Source organism: Acuticoccus kandeliae (assembly GCF_003073115.1).
Map to the genome: position 1 here is coordinate 449,854 of NZ_QBBV01000003.1, position 19,510 is coordinate 469,363.

Genomic DNA, 19,510 nt, shown 5'->3' on the forward strand with positions numbered 1-19,510 from the left:
TCGCCTTTAAGTCGAGCCCGATTTCGCGGCGCGGCCGCCGGCCTCAGTGGCCGGACCCGTGGCCGGCGGTGGAGGTGCCGAGCCCGGATGCGGCGTCGATCCGGCGCTTGCGGCGGGCGAAGATGTTGAGGACCTCGACGAGGGTCGAGAAGGCCATCGCGGCGTAGATGTAGCCCTTCGGGACGTGGAAGCCGAAGCCGTCCGCGATCAGCGTCATGCCGATCATCATGAGGAAGCCGAGGGCGAGCATCACCACGGTGGGGTTGCGCTCCAGGAAGCGCGAGAGGGGACCGGCGGCGGCGAGCATGGTGCCGACCGCGACGACCACGGCGACCACCATGATGCCGATCTCCTCCGTCATGCCGACGGCGGTGATGATGGAATCCAGCGAGAAGACGAGGTCGAGGAGCAGGATCTGGACGATGACCGCGCCCATGGTCGCCGTCACCGCCCGGCCCATCATGGCGTCCTTCGGGTCCTCGGGGTCGACCGAGTGGTGGATCTCGGTCGTCGCCTTCCAGACGAGGAAGAGGCCGCCGCCGATGAGGACGAGGTCGCGCCAGGAGAAGGCGTGGCCGAAGAGCTCGAAGACCGGCTGCGTGAGGTGGACGATCACGAAGACGAGCGACAGGAGGAGGAGGCGAAGCACCAGCGCGAGACCGATGCCGATGCGCCGCGCCCGCCCCCGCTGCGCCTCGGGCAGCTTGTTGGTGATGATCGAGATGAAGACGAGATTGTCGATGCCGAGGATGATCTCCATCGCGATGAGGGTGATCAGCGCGGCGTAGGTCGTCGGGTCGGCGAAGAAGGCGAAGAGGTCGGTCATCGTGGGCTCGCTTGCGATCGGTGGCGCATCTCGTTGGCGAATGGTTTGCGCCGATGGCGCGCGCGCCGCGAGGGGGCCCCCGGCGAACGCACGATCGGAACAACGGCACGGCTGTGTCCACGCCCGGCCGGTCGGGCCGTGCATGAAGACACACAGCTAGCGCGCCCTGGTGACGATGCAATGGACGGGCCGACCGCGCGGGGCGGTGATCGGCCCCGCGCCCGGCGCCCGGCGGCGGGCCTCAGGCGGCCTTTCGCGCGGGCTGGGACGGGGCGACGACGGCGTCGTGGATCGCGACGGTCGCCTGGATGAGACCCTTGCGGCCGTCCTCGAACGTCACCTCGGTGGAGATGAAGCACTCGTGCTGGCCGCCATAGAGCGCCTCGATCAGCGGCGCGTAGCGGTCGGCGACGAAGGAGCGGCGGACCTTCTGCGTGCGCGTCAGCTCGCCATCGTCGGCGTCGAGCTCCTTGTGGAGGACGAGGAAGCGGCGGATCTGCATCCCGGACATCTGCGCGTCCTCGGCAAGGGCGGCGTTCGTGGCGGCGACGTGGGCGCGCATGATCTCGGCGACGCGCGGATGCTGGGCGAGCTCCTGGTAGGAGGCGTAGCCGATATTGTTGCGCTCGGCCCAGTTGCCGACCGCGATCAGGTCGATGTTCAGCATCGCGGTGACGAACTCCCGCCCGTCCCCGTAGGTCACGGCCTCGCGGATCTCGGGGAAGAATTTCAGCTTGTTTTCCAGATATTTGGGCGCGAAGAGGGCGCCGTTCTTCAACCGCCCGACGTCCTTCGCGCGGTCGATGATCTTGAGCTGCCCGTCCGGCTCGAAGATGCCGGCGTCGCCGGTCCTGATGAAGCCGTCCTCCGTCAGCGTCTCGGCCGTCTTGTCCGCCGCCTTGAAATACTCGACGAACATGCCGGGCGACTTGAACAGCACCTCGCCATTCTCGGCGAGCTTCAGCGTCACGCCGGGGAGCGCGCCGCCGACCGTGTCGGCCCGCACCGTCCCGTCCGCCTGGGCGGTGATGTAGAGGAAGGCCTCGGTCTGGCCGTAGAGCTGCTTCAGGTTGATGCCGAGCGAGCGGAAGAAGGAGAAGAGGTCCGGCCCGATCGCCTCGCCCGCCGTGTAGGCGACGCGGATGCGGCTGAAGCCGAGCACGTTCTTGAGCGGCCCGTAGACGAGGCGCTCCCCGATCGCGTAGGCGATGCGGCCCGTGAGCGGCACCCTCCTGCCCGCGAGGATCGCCTCGCCGTGCCGCTTCGCGACGCCCATGAAGTGGCGGAACATGCCGCGCTTCAAGGCGCTCGCGTCCTCCATGCGGATGAGGACGCGGGTGAGGAGGCTCTCGAACACGCGCGGCGGGGCGAAATAGAAGGTCGGCCCGATCTCTCTGAGGTCCTGCTGCACGGTCTCCGGGCTCTCCGGGCAGGCCATGCAGAAGCCCGCGACGAGGCCCTGCGCATAGTTGAGATAGTGGTCGCCGACCCAGGCGAGCGGGAGATAGGCGAGCACCTCGTCCCGCTCGTTGAGATGGTCGAAGCCAGCCGTGTCGCGCGCCGCCTGCACCGCGCGCGCGGCCTTCAGGACGACGCCCTTCGACTGGCCGGTGGTGCCGGAGGTGTAGAGGATCGTCGACGCCTCCTCCCCTGTGGCGGCGGCGATGAGCGTCTCCCAGCGGGCGGGCGTGCCGGTGTCCGCGGCGATCTTGTCGTCGCCGAGCGCCTGCACGGCGTCGAAGGAGTGGAGGTGGGTGGGGTCGTAGTCGCGCAGGCCCCGCGGCTCGTCATAGACGAGGGTACGCAGCTTCGGCAGCCGTTCCTGCTCGCTGAGGCACTTGTCGACCTGCTCCTGGTCCTGGCAGACCGCGAAGGACACGTCGGCATGGTCGAGGACGAAGGCGAGCTCCTCGGCGATGGCGTCGGCGTAGACTGGGACGGGGATCGCGCGCAGCGACTGTGCGGCGAGGAAGGTCCAGTAGAGGCGCGGGCGGTTGCCGCCGATGATGGCGACGGTGTCGCCCTCCTTCACGCCGAGCGCTTCCAGCCCGAGGGCGAAGCGCATCACCTCGTCCTTCATCTCGCCCCATGTCCAGGTGCGCCAGATGCCGAGATCCTTGAGGCGCATGGCCGGCCGTTCGGGCCGGCGCCGGGCATTGTCGAGAAGGAGCTTCGGGAAGGTGTTTCCTTCCGCCTGCTCGGGCGGGTGCGCGCGGCTCGCCATGGACTCTCCCCAGACCGTTTTTTGTTCTGGGTTCAACCATAGACCACAAAGAGGGGCGCGAGACACCTTCTTTGGCGCGCGGCGGGCCGCGCAGACGGGCTCAGGAGGAGGCGGGCTTCTCGGTGGCTTTGCGCCGGCGCGCGTTGGTCTCGTAGTCGGTGCCGAGGAGGATGTCCCAGAAGGTCCAGAAGAGGCCGAAATTGCTCGAATCGTCGCGGAAATGGTGGACCATGTGGTGGCGCTTCAGGGCGGCGAAATAGCCGCTGCGCATCGGCAGATGGTGCGTGCCGAAATGGGCGAATTCCTGGATCACGTAGTTCACCGCGCCGGCCGCGACGACCATCAGCCCGAACGAGGTCGGGAAGGGCGTCAGGAGCACGACGATGGCGACGAGGCTCGCGAAGATGATGATCGGGAGCTGGTTGCCGTTGATGCCGCCGCCATACTTTCCGGGATTGCGGTGGTGGCCCATGTGCTGGCGGCCCATGTCGGCCGTGATGATGCGCAGAAAGCGGCTTTCCGGCTCCCAGTGATACAGGAAGCGGTGCATCAGATATTCGATCAGGCTGTAGAGGAGCACGCCGGTCATGATGCCGCCGAGGATCGTCCACCAGGACGGCGCCTCGATGATGGCGATCGCGGTCATCAGGAGGACGAGCGGCGTCCAGTAGACGATGAGCTTGCGCGTCTTCGGGAAGACGAGGAGGTCGCGCAGGCCCCGCTCCTCGCGGGTGCGGGTGTCGGCATCCTCGGCCGCGCCGCTCTTGGCGCGGCTCTCGCGCTGCTTGGCGCGTGCGGCCTCTTGGCGCGCCTGAACCTCGGCCCGGCGCTTCTCGCGCGCGGCGGCGCGGGCCGCCTCGGCGGCGGGGGCGAGCGGCGGGCGGTGTTCGGGCGGACGGGGGCTTGCGACCTCCACGCGCGGGGAGGCTGTGGCGGCAGGTTCTGTCGTCACGTGATAACCGTTCCCAGCTAGGCGTGAAAACTGCGAAAGACCGAGCTTGGTTCGATAGCCGAGGGGGCCTCAACTGTAAATATGCGATGAGGCCCCGCCCGGTGGACGGCGGGTCAGTCGCCGAACGTGTTTCGCCATTCCTCGAAGGAATCGAGGCCGGTCTCGAGGTAGCTCGGGAAGATGTCGATCTCGAAGAGGGTGTTGCTGGCGGGGCCGCGATGCTGGGCCTTCGCGTCGCGAATCGCGGTCTTGATGTCGGACGGCTCGTAGTCGCCCCGGCCGATCCAGGTGAGCGCGATCAGCTCGGCCTGCTCGTCGACATTCAGCGTGTCGATCATGGCCTTGACCTCCTCGCGGGTGCCGTCGGCGTCCTCGTCCTCCGAGGCGAGGGCGACGTCGGCGCTCTCGTAGCTGGTGCCGGCGTCGAGCTCGGTCTCGAGTTCGGGCTCGTCGTCCTCCGCGTCCGGCATCTCGAAGACGACGGCGCTCGACTTCGCCACGATGAGGCGCACGAGCTCGGGATCGATGTTGAGGTCGACGGGCTCGCCGCCGTCCTGGTCGCTGACGCTCATCAGTTGGACTCCCCTTCGCGCCCCTCGGACGCGTGACGATTGCCCTTGCCGAGCTCGGCTTTGGCGCGCGCGTCCTTGTCGGTCAATCGCGCGCTTTCGACCGGGCCGGAATCGGCCTCCGTCTTGGCGCCGGGGACGGCCTGCCGCTCGTTGCGCACGTTCGCCTGGTCGTCACCCTGGAGCGCGTTCCGCCCCATGATGTCGTTCGCGAGGTCGGCCTCGGAAAGGGGCGCGCGCTTTTTGTCGGGATGGGCCATCATGCTTCTCCTTCGTGTGCGATGGTCTCGCGTGTGGGAGACAACGCACGAGGGCCGGGGATCGGTTTCCGCGACCGCGCGACGCCCGCCGCGCGGCGATCCTTGACGGCGGGGGTCCGGGCGCGTACTTACCCCCTCGCGCGGTACAGGCCGCGCCCCCACGTCCGTCAGCGCGTTGCGCCCACGGGCGCGTTTTGCGTTGCCTCGATTTCTGAGCCCCGGGTGAACCCATGTTCGACAGTCTTTCAGAGCGCCTTTCCGGCATCTTCGACAAGCTGACGCGGCGTGGCGCGCTGTCGGAGGCCGATGTCGACATGGCGCTGCGCGAGGTGCGCCGCGCGCTGCTCGAGGCGGACGTGGCGCTGCCGGTCGCCCGCGACTTCATCGAGCGCGTGCGCGAGAAGGCCGTCGGCGCGCTCGTCGTGAAGTCGGTGACGCCGGGCCAGATGGTCGTCAAGATCGTCCATGACGAGCTTGTCGCGACGCTGGGCGAGACGGCCGAGCCGATCGACCTGCACGCCGCCCCTCCGCTCGCCATCATGATGGTCGGCCTCCAGGGCTCCGGTAAGACGACCACCTCCGCCAAGATCGGCCGCCGCCTCCAGCTGCGCGACAAGAAGCGCGTGCTGATGGCTTCGCTCGACGTGCGCCGCCCGGCCGCGCAGGAGCAGCTGCGCGTCCTCGGCGAAGAGAACGACATCGAGACGCTGAAGATCATCCCGAACCAGACGCCGACCCAGATCGCCGAGCGGGCGATGACGGCCGCGCGCCTCGGCGGCTTCGACGTGGTGATCCTCGACACCGCCGGCCGCCTCCACATCGACGAGCCGCTGATGCTCGAGATGGCCGACATCAAGAAGGCGACGCGCCCGCACGAGATCCTGCTCGTCGCCGACTCGCTGACCGGCCAGGACGCCGTCAACGTCGCGAAGTCGTTCGACGAGCGCGTCGGCATCACCGGCATCGTCCTCACCCGCGTCGACGGTGACGGGCGCGGCGGCGCGGCGCTCGCCATGCGCGCCACGACCGGCAAGCCGATCAAGCTCATCGGCGTCGGCGAAAAGGCGGACGCGCTGGAGGAATTCCACCCGCAGCGCATCGCCGACCGCATCCTCGGCATGGGCGACATCGTCTCGCTGGTGGAGAAGGCGGCCGAGCATGTCGACGCCGAGAAGGCCCAGGCCATGGCCCTCAAGATGGCCAAGGGCGGGTTCGACCTCGACGACCTGAAGGACCAGCTCGGCCAGATGGAGAAGATGGGCGGGCTCGGCGGCCTGATGGGGCTGATGCCCGGCGTCGGCAAGATGAAGAAGCAGATGGCCGATGCCGGTCTCGACGACCGGATCATCAAGCGCCAGGTCGCGATCATCAACTCGATGACGAAGGGCGAGCGCAAGAAGCCCGACATCCTGAAGGCGAGCCGCAAGAAGCGCATCGCGTCGGGCTCGGGCACGCGCGTCGAGGAGGTGAACAAGCTCCTCAAGATGCACCGCCAGATGGCGGACATGATGAAGATGATGGGCAAGAAGAAGGGCGGCCTCATGGGCGGCCTCGGCGCCATGCTCGGCGGTGGCGGCGGCATGCCCAAGATGCCGGCCGGTCTCGAGAACATGGACCCGGCCGAACTCGAGAAGCTCGCCAAGCAGATGCCGGCGGCGCCCGGCGGCGGCATGCCTGGTCTGGGCGGGATGCCCGGCCTCGGCGGCGGGATGCCGGGCCTCGGCGGACTGCCGGGTGGCGGCCTTCCGGGTCTCGGCGGCATGCCCGGCCTCGGCGGCCACGGCAAGGGCAAGCGGCAGAAGGGCAAGCGCCGGTGATCATCGAGGCGATCGCACCCGAGCATCGCGCGGCGCGTGCGCGGTCGGAAGCCGTGCTCGGCGGCTTCGTGATGCCGCGCGTGATCGAGACCGAGCGGCTCGTCCTCGCCCCGATGCGGCTGCATCACATCTCGGCGCTCGCCACGCTGTGGGCCGACCCGGATTCGACCCGCTTCATCGGCGGCGTGCGCGACCTTACCGGCACCTACGAGATGCTCTCCCGGTTCGTGGGCCATTGGTGGGTGCACGGCTTCGGCGTCTACGGCATCAGCGACCGCGAGGGACGCCTGCTCGGCTATGCCGGGCCGTGGTTCCCGGTCGACAAGCCGGAGATCGAGATCGTCTACGGCCTCCTGCCGGACGCGCGTGGGCGCGGCTATGGCGCCGAGGCGGTGCGCGCGATCCGCGCCGTCGCCGAGGCCTGCGGCGCGCCGACCCTCGTCAGCTATGTCCACCCGGACAATGCCCCCTCGCGCCAACTCGCGATGGCGGCGGGCGCGACGGTCGACACGCGCACGACATTCGGCGAGGTCACGGCGGACGTGCTGCGCTACCCGTGTGCCGGGCACCCCGTGCCGGACGATCCTGACGACGAGCGCGAGATCCTGCTCGAGACGAGCGCGATGCCGCTCACCATCCGCACGCGGCGCCTGACGCTGACGCAGTGGCGACCCGACCACCTGGAGCGGTTCATCGCCCATGTCGGCGACGCTGAGACGATGCGCTTCCTCGGCGGCGTGCGCACGATCCCGGAGGCCTCGCGCATCCTGTTCGGGCTCGCCGGCCAGTGGATCCTGCGCGGCTACGGCTTCTATGCGGTGGAGGAGGAGGGGCGGCTCGTCGGCTGCATCGGCCTCTTCCATCCGGTCGGCTGGCCCGAGGCGGAGCTCGCCTATTCCATCACCGCCGACTCGCGCGGACGGGGCATCGCGGCCGAGGCCGTCGCCGCCGTGCGCGACGTCGCGTGCGAGCAGGGGCGCACCCGGCTCGTCAGCTTCATCGAAGATGAAAACACCGCTTCGCTCGCCGTGGCGCGCCGTCTCGGCGCCGTGCGCGAGGGGTCGATCGATCTGTCGGGCACCATCGCGTCGGTCTGGCGCCACGCGATGCCCGACGAGACGCGTCTCGGCGCGATGATCGGCCTGCAACCCGCAGAGACCCAACCGCCGATGGCGCACTGACGCGCCAACGACTCACCCGAAAGCCCGAAACGGCCCCGATTTCCGAAGGAGAAACAGAGTGTCTACCCGTATTCGTCTCGCCCGTGGCGGCACCAAGAAGCGTCCCTATTACCGCATCGTCGTCGCCGACATCCGCTCCCCGCGCGATGGCCGCTTCATCGAGAAGGTCGGCACCTACAACCCGATGCTCCAGAAGGACGACCCGGAGCGCGTGACGCTCGTCGAGGAGCGCATCCGCCACTGGATCGCCCAGGGCGCGAAGCCGACCGACCGCGTGCTGCGCTTCCTCGATGCTGCCGGCATCGCCAGCCGTCCGGCCCGCTCCAACCCGAACAAGGGTGAGCCCGGCAAGAAGGCCCAGGAGCGCGCCGCGAGCCGCGCCGCCGCCGCGGCCGCTGCCGCCGAGAGCGAGGGTGCCGAGGCGTAAGCCCGGCCCCGGCGCCCTTTGCGCATCCGCGAGGATTTGGAGCGGCCCATGACCGACGACCGCCTGCTCGTCATCGCGACGATCGGCGCGCCGCACGGCGTCCGCGGGGCCGTCAAGCTGACGGTCTTCGCGGAGGATCCGTTGGCCCTGCGCCGCTACAACCCCTACGAGGACGAGGCGGGCCGCCGCTTCAAGCTCACCTCGGTGAAGCCGATCGGCAAGTCGATCGTCGCCGAGATCGAGGGGGTCGCCGACCGCAATGCGGCCGAGACCCTGCGCGGCACGACCCTCATGGTGCCGCGCAGCCGCCTGCCGCGGCCCGATGAGGACGAGTTCTACTATGTCGACCTGATCGGCCTCGAGGCGCGGCACGTCGACGGGACGCCGCTCGGGACCATCCGCGGCGTCGCCGACCACGGCGCCGGCGACGTGATCGAGATCGACGGCGACATCAACCTGATGCTGCCCTTCACCCGCGAGATCGTGCCGGAGGTGCGGATCGCGGAGGGCTATATCGTCGTCGACCCGCCCGAGGGGCTGCTCGACGATGATGCGGACGGCGAGCCGGACGAGCCCGAAGAGGCCGAAGAAGCCGAAGAAGCCGGCGAAGCGGATCCCGACGAGCCGCGCCCGTGAGCGAAGACGTGGCCGGCTTTCGCGCGACGGTCCTCACCCTCTATCCGGAGATGTTTCCCGGCCCGCTCGGCCTCGCCCTCTCGGGGCGGGCGCTGCGCGAGGGGCGGTGGCGGCTCGACTGTGTCGACATCCGCGATTTCGCGACCGACAAGCACCGCTCGGTCGACGACACCCCGGCCGGTGGCGGTCCGGGCATGGTGATGCGCGCGGACGTGCTCGCCCGCGCGATCGACGGTGCGGGCGGCGCGGGCCCGCGCCTCCTGATGAGCCCGCGCGGCAAACCCTTCACCCAGGCCGATGCCCGCGCCCTCCTCGAAGCGGGGGCGGTCACCATCGTGTGCGGCCGGTTCGAGGGGGTGGACGAGCGCGTCATAGAGGCGCGCGGCCTCACCGAGGTCTCGATCGGCGATTTCATCCTGTCCGGCGGCGAGATCGCGGCCCTCACCGTGCTCGACGCGGTGGTGCGCCTCCTGCCGGGCGTGATGGGCAACGCCGCCTCCGGCGAGGAGGAGAGCTTCGCGGACGGCCTCCTGGAGCATCCGCAATACACCCGCCCGGCCGAATGGGAGGGGCGGACGATCCCCGCTGTGCTGACGAGCGGCGACCACGCCAAGGTCGCGTCATGGCGGCGCGGCGAGCGCGAGCGAATCACCGCCGAGCGACGCCCGGACCTTGCGAAGCGAGCGCCGCGATAGGGGGCAGATCCCCCGGCTGCTTGCGTTTGCGGCACGAACCCCCAAATATTGGGTCCGAGAGGGTGCCCGATGGGCCCTCTCGACGGTCGCTTGTCGCAAGGACTGAAACATGACTCGGATGACCCCTCTCTCGAGCCCGCTTCTTCTGGGCTTTGAAGAGATCGAACGCGTCCTCGATCGCGTGACGAAAAGCGGGAGCGATGGCTACCCGCCCTACAACATCGAACGCATCAGCACAGAAATCGGGGACCGGCTGCGCATCACGCTCGCCGTCGCGGGCTTTTCCAAAGAGCAGCTCTCGGTGACCGTGGAGGACAATCAGCTCGTGATCCGCGGCGCACAGCCGACGGATGTGGACCAGGGGCGGCATTTCCTCCACCGTGGCATCGCAGCCCGGCAGTTCCAGCGCGCCTTCGTGCTCGCTGAGGGGATCGAAATTCTGAGTGCGGCGCTGGCCGATGGGCTCCTGTCCATCGACCTCGCGCGTCCGGAGCCGGAGCGGACGGTTCGCACCATCGAGATCGGCGCCAAACCGGCGTCGCAGTCGAGGAGTTCGTAAGATGACTGAGAACGAACGCAATTCCGCAGTCGAGATGGCGATCAGCCCCGAGATGCTTGCCGAACTCGGCTCTGGACATGTGGCCTATGTGCGCTCCTTCCGCTCGGAGGAGGTGTCCGCGCTCTTTCCGAATGCCCCCGAGATCGCACCGGGGCTGAGGCTTTGGGCGCTGTTGTCGGCCAACGGCACGCCAATCGTGCTCGCCGACACGCCGCAGGCCGTGCTCGCCAATGCGATGGAGAACAACCTCGTCACGGTGAGCGTGCACTGAGGACGAAACGGGCCGGCGCCTCCCAACGGAGGCGCTGGGCCGGCCAGACCGCGCGGCGGCCCGTCAATAATCGTAGGGCCGGCCGTCGCTGCTGCCGAGCGGATTGGGCGTCGCGGTGCGATGGGTCCAATGGAAGGCGGCGAGGATCATGAGCGCCGCCGCGATCGCGACGGACAGGAGCGTGTCCATGGTGCGCAGCGCGCCGGCATGGCTCACCACGGTGTTGACGATCAGCTCCACCAGCGCCGCCGCCGAGAAGACCACCGCCCCGCCGACCCGCCAGGCGACACTCCCCCGATAGGCGACGAACCCGATCAGCGCGAGGAGCGCGTAGAGCGCCGCCGCGATTCCGGCCGCCGCGGGCGTCGCCCACGCGCCGAGGACGGCCGCCGGCATCGCCGCCGTCATCACCGCGAGGAACGCGTAGCGCACCCCCATCATCACGAGGAGACCCGCCGACAGCGCAACGTCCATCACGCGGGTGCGCGTGATCGGGCGGCGTCGACGCCACAGCGAATAGAGCGCGGCCGCGAGCGCGAGCGGCAGGAAGGCCACGGTGTCCAACAGGGCAAGGGTCGCTAGGGTCGACGTCAACATACCAGCGGTGATTTCGCTCCTCTGTGGTGCCGCGTTCCGCGCCGGTGCGCGGGTTGCCGGATCGGCGTGCCACGAATTGAGCGTGCGCGCCACGGCAAGGTCATGTCTCTTTCTAGCACCGTGCGGGCTTAGATGGTGCGCCACCTTCGCATGCAAAGTCCGTTTTGCGCCTCGGGCGCCAGGAAGTTGGCCGTTGGGCATGGACTTCCGGGCCGTGTGGACGCATTTTCCGGCTCAGTTTCGAGGGGAGCCCCGTGATCCTGAAAAATCTGACTGCGCCTCGGCCGGATTGCGTGCGTTTCCGCATCCCGCTCTACGATCCGAGCTTTCCCTATATCATCCTCTGGAGCCAGAAATCGGGCTGTACGACGGTGGTGAAGTGGTTCTTCGCCCAGCTCGGCATCCTCGACGAGGCGTTCGCCCACAGCCCCTGGATCCACGACTACGAGTCCCGCGTCTTCAAGCGCCGCGAAGGCTATCAGCGTGAGCTTCTGGCCGCGCTGAAGTCAGGCTCACACAAGGTCGTGAAGGTGGTGCGCGATCCGATGGTGCGTGCGCCGAGCGCGTTCCTCGTGCTCGCCGAGAAGGGCGCCATCATCAAGCATCGCCGCCACTGGGTGCAGGACCATTGGGCGCTCGTGGACGAGTGGCTCGCCTCGCGCGGTCTCGACCCGGCGGAGGGGATCAACTTCCTCGAGCATCTCGACATGGTGAACGAGTTCGAGACGCGTCTGCCGCAGAGCATCAACCAGCACCTCTCGCCGCAATATATCAACGGCGAGGAGGCGTTCGTGCAGCGCCACATCCCGATCGAGAGCTTCACCGACTGGGTGAAGGAGGTGAGCGGCGAGCCGGGCGTGAAGCCGATCGATCTCGAAGCGATCGAAGGGTCGAGCCACCATCACGGCTCGGACCCGGCGCGCACCGCGGCGCTGGGCGAGACGCCGGAGACGGCCCGCATCACCCGCGGCGTCTATGCGGACTGGCTCTTCCCGTCGAGCCGGGCCTTCATCAACGAGCGCTCGATCGCGAAGATCCGCGAGACCTACCGCCTCGATTTCAAGGCGTACGGCGACCAGTATCAGCGCTGACCGGCGCGCGGGCCGCGCGCCCGCGTTTCTTTCAGCGGCGGTGTACAGTTCCGGGGGCGGTGTTCTAGGTTTGGCCTAAACGACGTTCCAGACGGACATGGACCCGATGAAAACTCGTCGCACCGCTGTCGCGCTCGGCTTGTTCTGCGCCGCGACCGCCTTGGCGCAGATCCCGAGCCCGGCGAGGGCCGAGACCACCTGCGACCTCGACCGGCCGGTGATGTTCGGCGGCCTCGACTACGGCTCGGCCGCCTTCCACACCGCGCTCGCCCGCCTCATCCTCGAAAAAGGCTATGGCTGCACGACCGACGTCATCCCCGGCACCACGCTGGTGCTGAACCAGGGCATGTCGCGCGGCGATGTCGACGTCATCATGGAGGTCTGGACCGCGAACACCGCGCAGGCCTTCCTCGATGCCGAGGCCGAGGGCAAGGTCGAGCGGCTCGGCACGACCTTCCCGGACGCGACCGAGGGCTGGTACGTCCCGCGCTACCTCGTCGAAGGCGCGGACGCGGCGGCGCCGGACCTCAAGTCGGTCGAGCAGCTCGCCGACTACAAGGAGCTGTTCAAGGACCCGGAGGAGCCCGACAAGGGGCGCTTCCTCAACTGCGTGATCGGCTGGCAGTGCGAGATCGTGAACTCGAAGAAGCTGATCGCCTACGGCCTTACCGATGCCTACTCGAACGTGCGGCCGGGCGCGGGCGCGGCGCTCGAGGCGGCGGTGGAATCGGCGTACCTGCGCGAGCGGCCGGTCCTCTTTTACTTCTGGTCGCCGACCTGGCTGATGGGCAAGTACGACTTCGTGCAGCTCGAGGAGCCGCCGTTCAACCAGGAGACCTGGGACGCCATGATGGCGTCTGACGAGCCGACCGCGGCGACCGCCTACCCGAAGACGAAGGTGGTGATCGGGGCGAACACCAAGTTCACCGCCAGCGCGCCGGTACTGCGTGAGTTCTTCATGAACTACGGCATGAGCAGCGACGACACGAGCCAGGCCCTCGCCTACATGCAGGACAACGACGCCGAGGGCCCCGAGGCGGCCGAAGTCTTCCTGCGTGAGCACGAAGACGTGTGGAAATCCTGGGTGCCGGAAGACGTCGCGGCACGGGTTTCCGAGGCCGTCGCAGAATAGATGTCAAAAAACCTTGAACGGCGATCTGTATAAATTTGCCGCTTAAGAAATAACAGTATTGATTATTTGGCGTCGGGCCGTGTGATCCGACGCCGTCCCTCCCGGTAGATCGTTCGGTTGATCCCGGTGGAGGCGGCGCCGGAGGCCTCTCGCGCGCTGCGTGTTCTCCAAAGCTGCCTTTACACGCGGCGCGCGTGCTCTATACTCCCGGCTTCCGATAGCTCTGTCGATCGCGGCATCCCTTGTCCGATCGCAGCGCTGAGCCTTTGTCCGTGGCACCGCCGCGAGACGTGCGCCGAGGCGGCATTTGTCCCTCGGCCGTTTGGCGTATCGGCGCGTCCGTCGTGCTGGTGCCTCCAAAATCACGGACCTGACAAGGAGAAGAATTTTGAAAAAGACTTTGCTCGCGGTCGGCTTGCTGGCCGCGCCGGCGATCGTCGCGTCCGATGCCGCGATGGCCGCGGCCGATTGCGACGGCATGAGCCGCCCCGTCGTCTTCGCGGGCCTCGACTGGGACTCCAACGCCTTCCACAGCGCCGTCGCCGGCTACATCCTCGAAAACGGCTATGGCTGCGAGACCGACCAGATCCCCGGCTCCACGATCCCGCTGCTGAACGGCATGGTCCGCGGCGACATCGACATCACCATGGAAATGTGGATCGACAATGTCCGCGACGCCTGGGAGACCGCCGTCAATGACGGTGACGTCGCCGCCGTCGGCATCAGCTACCCGGACGCGACGCAGGCCTGGTTCGTCCCGAAATATCTCGTCGAAGGGCCGGACGCCCCGGCGCCGGACCTCAAGTCCGTCTCCGACCTGCCGAAATATGCCGAGCTGTTCGAGGACCCGGAAGAGCCGGGCAAGGGCCGCTTCTACAACTGCATCCTCGGCTGGGGCTGCGAGGTGATGAACACCAAGAAGCTCCAAGCCTATGGCCTGCTCGACACCTACACCAACTTCCGCCCCGGCACCGGCGGCGCGCTCTCCGGCGCCATCGAGTCGGCGATCCTGCGCGAGCGCCCGATCGTCTTCTACTACTGGGGCCCGACCTGGGTGATGGGCAAGATCGGCGATCAGGTCGTCCAGCTCGAAGAGCCGGAATACAACGCCGAGACCTGGCAGGCGCTGGCCGACATGGACGCCGAGAGCGTGACCGCCGAGACCCCGGCGACCGCCTATCCGCTCACCGAGGTCAGCATCGCCGTCAACACCGACTTCCAGGAAGCGGCGCCGACCATCGTCGAATTCCTCGGCAAGTACTCGTTCGACGCGGCGACCACCTCGAAGGCCCTCGCCTACATGCAGGACGAGAGCGCATCGGCCGACGAGGCCGCCGAATGGTGGCTTGCCAACAACAAGGATGTCTGGACCGAATGGGTGCCGTCGGACGTTGCCGAGCGTGTTGAGAACGCTCTGCCGTCGAGCTGAGTGACACCTGTCCGCGGGGGCCTCGCGCCCTCGCGGACCCGGTGCGGGCCACCCAACGGAGCCAGGCATGAACGACTATCTGTTTCTCGGCGAACGCGTCGGCGATTGGATCCGCAACGGAACCAACGAATTCGTGCGCTTCCTCGTCGTCCAATATGGGGACGGCTTCGAGGCGTTCTCCAACTTCCTCCTCCAGGCGCTCGTCTGGCTCGAGCGGCTCCTGCGCGATTCACCGGTCCTCGTGGTGCTCGCCGTCGTCGGGCTGATCGCCTACGCCGCCTCGCGCAGCATCCGCCTGTCCGTCGCGATGGTCATCGCGCTCTGGTTCGTCGGCACGCTGGGCCTCTGGACGCAGGCGATGCAGACGATCGCGATCATGATCGTCGCCGTCGCGATCTCGGTGGTGATCGGCATTCCGATCGGCGTCCTGACCGCCCGCTCCGACAGGGCGCGCGCGATCATCAACCCGATCCTCGACCTGATGCAGACGATCCCGAGCTTCGTCTATCTCATCCCCGCCGTGATGCTGTTCGGCCTCGGCAAGATCCCCGCCGTCCTCGCGACCGTCATCTACGCGACGCCGCCGCTCATCCGCCTCACCGATCTCGGCATCCGCCATGTGGACTCGGAGGTCGTGGAGGCGAGCCGCGCGTTCGGCGCGACGCGCTGGCAGATGCTGCGCGGCGTGCAGATCCCGCTCGCCCTGCCGTCCATCATGCAGGGCATCAACCAGACCATGATGATGGCGTTGGCGATGGTGGTGATCGCCTCGATGATCGGCGCGCGCGGCGTCGGCGAGACGGTGCTTCTCGGCCTCCAGCGCAACGACGCGGGGCAGGGCCTGATCGGCGGCATCGCCATCGTCATTCTCGCCATTATCTTTGACCGTATCTCCCAGTCTGCGGGGGCGCGCGCCCAGGCTCACCGGCGCGTGGCGCACTAGGACCCGACATGGCACTCATCGAAGTCGAGAACGTCACGAAGATCTTCGGGCCCGACGCCAAGTCCGCGCTCACGCGCTACCGGGCGGGCCTGTCGAAGGAGGAGCTTCTGGCCGAGACCGGGCACACGCTCGGCCTCGCCGACGTGTCCCTCTCCATCGAGAAGGGTGAGATCTTCGTGGTGATGGGCCTCTCGGGGTCCGGCAAGTCCACCCTGATCCGCCACTTCAACCGCCTCATCGACCCGACCGACGGGCGCATCCTCGTCAACGGCACCGACGTCCTCCAGATGTCGATCCGTGATCTGGAGAAGTTCCGTCGCACCACGATGAGCATGGTGTTCCAGCGCTTCGGGCTGATGCCGCATCGCACCGTGCTCGAGAATGTGGGCTACGGGCTCGCGATCCGCGGCATGAAGCGGTCCGAGCGCGAGGCCAAGGCGATGGAGTGGATCGAGGTGGTGGGGCTCGCCGGCTACGAGAACCAGTACCCGACCCAACTCTCGGGCGGGATGCAGCAGCGCGTCGGCCTCGCCCGCGCGCTCGCGACCGACGCCGAGATCCTCCTCATGGACGAGGCCTTCTCCGCGCTCGACCCGCTGATCCGCAGCCAGATGCAGGACCAGCTGATCGAATTGCAGGCGAAGCTCGGCAAGACCATCGTCTTCATCACCCACGATCTGGACGAGGCGCTCCGGATCGGCGACCACATCGCGATCCTGAAGGACGGACGCCTGTCGCAGGTGGGCCGGCCGCACGAGATCCTGCTGAACCCGGCCGACGATTATGTCGCCGAGTTCGTGCGCGACGTGAACCGGGCGCGCGTCCTCACCGTCGACGTGGTGATGCAGCCGCCGCGCGCGCGCCTCACCGGCGAGAACATGCAGCGTGCGCTCGACGAGATGCGCCGCCTCGGCGAGCGCTATGGCTACGTCGTGGAGGGCGACCGCTATCGCGGCGTCGCGACGGCGGAGCGGCTCGAGGAAGCGGTCGCCGGGGCGGGGGCGAACAGCCAGACGCTCTATGACGTCGCCGAGACCGGGCCGACGCTCGCCGCCGACGACGCGCTCGAGACCGCGCTGCCGGCCGCGCTCGAGACCGACTATCCGCTCCCGGTGGTCGACGGGGACGGGCAGCTCATGGGCGTCGTCTCCACGCGCGAAATGTCCTCGGTGCTGACGCCGCCGAAGGCCGCGAACACGCCCGGCACGCCAGCCGCTGCGCCCGCGCACGCGGTGGAGGGCGAGGAGAAGCTCGCCTCCTGAAGGGGGCGGGCGGGCCGCGTCGGAAGGGCTGACGCGGCGGTGGCGGCGCGCTAGTCTCGCGACCCGTGACCCTCGTCGCCAACAACGCCCAGAAAGGGCCGCCCGTGATCGAACTGGCCGCGTTTCCCACCTATGACGCGGCGATGGCCGGTTTCCGCTGGCCCCAGCCGACCGAATTCAACATCGCTGACGCGTGCTGCTTCACCTGGGCTGCGCGCGAGCCGGACCGCCCGGCGCTGTTCGTCGCCGACGCCGCGGGGGCGCCGGTCGCGGTCAGCTACGGTCGCCTCGCGGCCGAGGCCAACCGGATGGCGAACGTGCTCACCCATCTCGGCGTGCGCCGGGGGGACCGCGTCGCGGTCCATCTCGGCCAGCGGATGGAGACGATCGTCACCCATCTCGCGATCTACCGGATGGGTGCGGTGGCGGTGCCGCTCGCGGCGGTGTTCGGGCCGGAGGCGATCCTCTACCGGGTGGAGCAGGCGGGCGCGCGGCTGATCGCGACCACCGTCGCGGGGGCGGAGCGGCTGCCGGCGCTGGAGGCGACGGTGCTGACGGTCGACGGGGCGGTGCCGGGCGCGGTGGACCTCGCGCCGCTACGCGAGAAGGCGAGCGACCGGTTCGAGGGCGTTTCGACCGGGCTCGACGATCCCGCCATGATGATCTTCACCTCCGGCACGACGGGGCATCCGAAGGGGGCGCTCCACGGGCACCGCGTCCTCCTCGGCCATGTCCCCGGCGTGCAGATGCACCACGACCTGATGCCCCATGCGGGGGACCGGCTGTGGACGCCGGCTGATTGGGCGTGGGCGGGCGGGCTCCTCAATGTCCTCCTGCCCGGCCTCTTCATGGGCGTCGCGGTGGTGGCGCAGCGCAGCGAGCGGTTCGACCCGGAGGAGGTGCTCGACTGGATGGCGCGGGCGGGCGTGCGCAACGCCTTCATCCCGCCGACGGCGCTGCGCATGATGCGCGACACACGCCCCACGGTGCGGCTGCGCTCGGTCGGGTCGGGCGGCGAGCAGCTCGGCGCGGCGACCTTCCACTGGGCGCGCGAGCATCTCGGCCTCACGATCAACGAGTTCTACGGGCAGACCGAGTGCAATCTCGTCCTGTCGAGCTGCACGGCCTGGGGCGTCGCCGCGCCGGGGGTGATCGGGCGCGCGGTGCCCGGCCATCGCGTCGCCGTGGTGGACGATGACGGCAACCCGGTCGCCGACGGCGTGCAGGGGACGATCGCGATCGCGGCGCCCGACCCGGTGATGTTCCTCGGCTACTGGCAGAACGAGGCGGCGACGCGGGAGAAGTTTCGCGGGCCGTGGCTGATGACGGGGGACCAGGCGATCGCGGGGCCGGACGGCTTCACCTTCGTCGGGCGAGACGATGACGTGATCAGCTCGGCCGGCCACCGGATCGGACCGGGCGAGATCGAGGACTGTCTCGCCGGCCATCCCGACATTCAGATCGCCGCGGTGGTGGGCAAGCCCGATCCCGTGCGCGGCCAGGCGGTCGCCGCATTCGTGAAGCTGCGCCCCGGCGCGACCGGGGACGACGATCTCAAGAAGGACATCCAGAATTTCGTGCGCGAGCGGCTGTCCGCCCACGAATATCCGCGCATCGTGGAGTTCGTGGACGACGTGCCGCTGACGACGACCGGCAAGGTGATCCGCCGCCACTTCCGCTGAAGCGGGCGGCGGATCCGCCGGATTTAGAACCCGTAGAGCGTCGCGGGGTTGTCGACGAGGATGCGGTTGCGCGTCGCCTCGTCGGGCGCCCAGTCGAGGAGGAGGTCGAGAAGGTCGGCATCGTCCGGCGCGATCTTGACCGAAGGGTGCGGCCAGTTGGAGGCCCACAGCATCCGCTCCGGCGCGGCCTTCACGAGCGCCTTCGCGAGCGCGCCGACATCGCCATAGGGCGCGCCGGTCTTCGATACCTCATAGGGCGCGGAGAGCTTCACCCAGACGCGGCCCGTGTCGACGAGGCCGAGAAGGCACTGGAAAGCCGGATGGTCGGGCGCGACCGGCTCCAGGAACTTGCCCACATGGTCGATGACGATGGTGCCGGGCCAGGACCGGATCTGCGCGTCCTTCTCCGGCAGGAGACGCCCGTCGAGCTGGAGCTGGACGTGCCAGCCCACGTCCTGGACGCGGGCGGCGATGGTGTCGAGCATCTCCCACGGGATGGCGCCGCCCGGCATCATGTGGAAGCGCGCGCCGCACATGCCTTCCGCCGACAGCGCCTTCAGCTCGGCGAGCTCGACCTTGTCGTCGACCACCGCGATGCCGCGCGTCGTTTCCAGGCCGAGTGCGCGGATGCCGTCGATGGTGCAGCGATTGTCGGTGCCGTAGGCGCTCGGCTGGACGATCACGGTCCGCGTCAGGCCGAGCCGCTCCTGCAGCGCGCGATACTCGGCGTGGGTCGCCTCGGGCGCGGGGCCGAGCGCGGTTGGCGCGAGGGGGTAGGCCGGGTCGTAGACGTGGATGTGCGTGTCGCACGTGTTGGCGGGCGCCCTGAGGCGCGGGGTCGTGGCGTGGGTCGGCGCCATGGTTCCTCCCGGTGTGTGCCCCTGTCACCGGGGCTTTGCCCACTGCTAGCGCGGTTCCGGCCGGATTGGAAAGAAGCGCGGCGCCGGAAAGGACGGG

The 19,510-nt window shown here is 68.7% G+C and carries 20 protein-coding genes; 13 read left to right on the forward strand and 7 right to left on the reverse strand.

Features of this window, described 5'->3' with window-relative positions:
* Nucleotides 1–43 precede the first annotated feature (43 nt).
* From DBV35_RS21335 to DBV35_RS21355, 5 genes are all read right to left on the reverse strand, one after another.
* The gene (locus DBV35_RS21335) at nt 44–826 is read right to left on the reverse strand and encodes a TerC family protein (protein WP_108662394.1); all 783 of its coding nucleotides are present in this window, start codon (nt 824–826) and stop codon (nt 44–46) included.
* Nucleotides 827–1,067: 241 nt separating this feature from the next.
* The gene (locus DBV35_RS21340; RefSeq protein ID WP_108662395.1) at nt 1,068–3,050 is read right to left on the reverse strand and encodes an AMP-dependent synthetase/ligase; all 1,983 of its coding nucleotides are present in this window, start codon (nt 3,048–3,050) and stop codon (nt 1,068–1,070) included.
* 100 nt (nt 3,051–3,150) lie between these two features.
* Nucleotides 3,151–4,002 (reverse strand): sterol desaturase family protein, encoded by an 852-nt coding sequence (locus DBV35_RS21345; protein WP_157961894.1) that lies wholly within the window; start codon nt 4,000–4,002, stop codon nt 3,151–3,153.
* A 113-nt stretch (nt 4,003–4,115) separates the two neighbouring features.
* Nucleotides 4,116–4,574 (reverse strand): DUF3775 domain-containing protein, encoded by a 459-nt coding sequence (locus tag DBV35_RS21350; RefSeq protein WP_108662397.1) that lies wholly within the window; start codon nt 4,572–4,574, stop codon nt 4,116–4,118.
* A complete protein-coding gene (locus tag DBV35_RS21355; RefSeq protein WP_157961895.1) occupies nt 4,574–4,831 on the reverse strand; it encodes a hypothetical protein in 258 nt (85 codons plus the stop codon). Before DBV35_RS21355 ends, DBV35_RS21350 begins: the two co-directional genes overlap by 1 nt.
* 230 nt (nt 4,832–5,061) lie before the next feature.
* On the opposite strand from DBV35_RS21355, the gene ffh reads away from it, so the two are divergent.
* The 7 genes from ffh (at nt 5,062) to DBV35_RS21390 (ending at nt 10,417) form a co-directional block, all read left to right on the forward strand.
* Nucleotides 5,062–6,648 carry a signal recognition particle protein gene (gene ffh, locus DBV35_RS21360; protein ID WP_108662399.1) on the forward strand — a complete coding sequence of 529 codons (1,587 nt, stop codon included), beginning with the start codon at nt 5,062–5,064 and terminating at the stop codon, nt 6,646–6,648.
* Nucleotides 6,645–7,829, forward strand: a complete 1,185-nt coding sequence (locus tag DBV35_RS21365) for a GNAT family N-acetyltransferase (protein WP_108662400.1) — start codon at nt 6,645–6,647, stop codon at nt 7,827–7,829. The genes ffh and DBV35_RS21365 overlap by 4 nt, the downstream gene beginning before the upstream one ends.
* 58 nt (nt 7,830–7,887) lie before the next feature.
* Nucleotides 7,888–8,256: a 30S ribosomal protein S16 gene (rpsP, locus tag DBV35_RS21370; protein ID WP_108662401.1), complete on the forward strand. Its 369-nt coding sequence runs from the start codon at nt 7,888–7,890 to the stop codon at nt 8,254–8,256.
* Nucleotides 8,257–8,304: 48 nt separating this feature from the next.
* Nucleotides 8,305–8,892 carry a ribosome maturation factor RimM gene (gene rimM / locus DBV35_RS21375; RefSeq protein ID WP_108662402.1) on the forward strand — a complete coding sequence of 196 codons (588 nt, stop codon included), beginning with the start codon at nt 8,305–8,307 and terminating at the stop codon, nt 8,890–8,892.
* Nucleotides 8,889–9,587, forward strand: a complete 699-nt coding sequence (gene trmD, locus DBV35_RS21380) for a tRNA (guanosine(37)-N1)-methyltransferase TrmD (protein WP_281262239.1) — start codon at nt 8,889–8,891, stop codon at nt 9,585–9,587. Before rimM ends, trmD begins: the two co-directional genes overlap by 4 nt.
* A 109-nt stretch (nt 9,588–9,696) precedes the next feature.
* On the forward strand, nt 9,697–10,146 hold the full coding sequence (locus tag DBV35_RS21385) for an Hsp20 family protein (protein WP_108662403.1): 450 nt from the start codon (nt 9,697–9,699) through the stop codon (nt 10,144–10,146).
* 1 nt (nt 10,147) lies between these two features.
* A complete protein-coding gene (locus DBV35_RS21390) occupies nt 10,148–10,417 on the forward strand; it encodes a BQ00720 family protein (RefSeq protein ID WP_108662404.1) in 270 nt (89 codons plus the stop codon).
* Between the two features lie 63 nt (nt 10,418–10,480).
* Here DBV35_RS21390 and DBV35_RS21395 read toward each other — a convergent pair whose 3' ends face one another.
* On the reverse strand, nt 10,481–10,981 hold the full coding sequence (locus DBV35_RS21395; RefSeq protein ID WP_108662405.1) for a hypothetical protein: 501 nt from the start codon (nt 10,979–10,981) through the stop codon (nt 10,481–10,483).
* 326 nt (nt 10,982–11,307) lie between these two features.
* On the opposite strand from DBV35_RS21395, the gene DBV35_RS21400 reads away from it, so the two are divergent.
* The 6 genes from DBV35_RS21400 (at nt 11,308) to DBV35_RS21425 (ending at nt 18,553) form a co-directional block, all read left to right on the forward strand.
* Nucleotides 11,308–12,105: a sulfotransferase family 2 domain-containing protein gene (locus DBV35_RS21400; RefSeq protein WP_157961896.1), complete on the forward strand. Its 798-nt coding sequence runs from the start codon at nt 11,308–11,310 to the stop codon at nt 12,103–12,105.
* A gap of 106 nt (nt 12,106–12,211) precedes the next feature.
* On the forward strand, nt 12,212–13,237 hold the full coding sequence (locus tag DBV35_RS21405) for an ABC transporter substrate-binding protein (RefSeq protein ID WP_108662787.1): 1,026 nt from the start codon (nt 12,212–12,214) through the stop codon (nt 13,235–13,237).
* A gap of 388 nt (nt 13,238–13,625) precedes the next feature.
* Nucleotides 13,626–14,666 (forward strand): ABC transporter substrate-binding protein, encoded by a 1,041-nt coding sequence (locus tag DBV35_RS21410; protein ID WP_245944021.1) that lies wholly within the window; start codon nt 13,626–13,628, stop codon nt 14,664–14,666.
* Between the two features lie 67 nt (nt 14,667–14,733).
* Nucleotides 14,734–15,609, forward strand: a complete 876-nt coding sequence (locus tag DBV35_RS21415; RefSeq protein ID WP_108662407.1) for an ABC transporter permease — start codon at nt 14,734–14,736, stop codon at nt 15,607–15,609.
* An 8-nt stretch (nt 15,610–15,617) separates the two neighbouring features.
* Nucleotides 15,618–16,871 (forward strand): quaternary amine ABC transporter ATP-binding protein, encoded by a 1,254-nt coding sequence (locus DBV35_RS21420; protein ID WP_108662408.1) that lies wholly within the window; start codon nt 15,618–15,620, stop codon nt 16,869–16,871.
* Nucleotides 16,872–17,014: 143 nt separating this feature from the next.
* A complete protein-coding gene (locus DBV35_RS21425; protein ID WP_108662789.1) occupies nt 17,015–18,553 on the forward strand; it encodes an AMP-binding protein in 1,539 nt (512 codons plus the stop codon).
* A 23-nt stretch (nt 18,554–18,576) separates the two neighbouring features.
* On the opposite strand, the gene DBV35_RS21430 is transcribed toward DBV35_RS21425, so the two are convergent.
* Nucleotides 18,577–19,413, reverse strand: coding sequence for an amidohydrolase family protein (locus DBV35_RS21430; protein ID WP_108662409.1), 837 nt, complete (start codon nt 19,411–19,413; stop codon nt 18,577–18,579).
* Between the last annotated feature and the right edge of the window lie 97 nt (nt 19,414–19,510).

Bases quoted from the DNA above. Each gene is read 5' to 3' on its own strand.
- DBV35_RS21405 (WP_108662787.1), top strand. From the start codon at position 12,212: ATGAAAACTCGTCGCACCGCTGTCGCGCTCGGCTTGTTCTGCGCCGCG.
- ffh (WP_108662399.1), top strand. From the start codon at position 5,062: ATGTTCGACAGTCTTTCAGAGCGCCTTTCCGGCATCTTCGACAAGCTG.
- DBV35_RS21425 (WP_108662789.1), top strand. From the start codon at position 17,015: ATGGCCGGTTTCCGCTGGCCCCAGCCGACCGAATTCAACATCGCTGAC.
- DBV35_RS21420 (WP_108662408.1), top strand. From the start codon at position 15,618: ATGGCACTCATCGAAGTCGAGAACGTCACGAAGATCTTCGGGCCCGAC.
- DBV35_RS21335 (WP_108662394.1), bottom strand. From the start codon at position 826: ATGACCGACCTCTTCGCCTTCTTCGCCGACCCGACGACCTACGCCGCG.
- rimM (WP_108662402.1), top strand. From the start codon at position 8,305: ATGACCGACGACCGCCTGCTCGTCATCGCGACGATCGGCGCGCCGCAC.
- DBV35_RS21415 (WP_108662407.1), top strand. From the start codon at position 14,734: ATGAACGACTATCTGTTTCTCGGCGAACGCGTCGGCGATTGGATCCGC.
- DBV35_RS21430 (WP_108662409.1), bottom strand. From the start codon at position 19,413: ATGGCGCCGACCCACGCCACGACCCCGCGCCTCAGGGCGCCCGCCAAC.
- DBV35_RS21355 (WP_157961895.1), bottom strand. From the start codon at position 4,831: ATGGCCCATCCCGACAAAAAGCGCGCGCCCCTTTCCGAGGCCGACCTC.
- DBV35_RS21350 (WP_108662397.1), bottom strand. From the start codon at position 4,574: ATGAGCGTCAGCGACCAGGACGGCGGCGAGCCCGTCGACCTCAACATC.
- DBV35_RS21385 (WP_108662403.1), top strand. From the start codon at position 9,697: ATGACTCGGATGACCCCTCTCTCGAGCCCGCTTCTTCTGGGCTTTGAA.
- DBV35_RS21340 (WP_108662395.1), bottom strand. From the start codon at position 3,050: ATGGCGAGCCGCGCGCACCCGCCCGAGCAGGCGGAAGGAAACACCTTC.
- DBV35_RS21390 (WP_108662404.1), top strand. From the start codon at position 10,148: ATGACTGAGAACGAACGCAATTCCGCAGTCGAGATGGCGATCAGCCCC.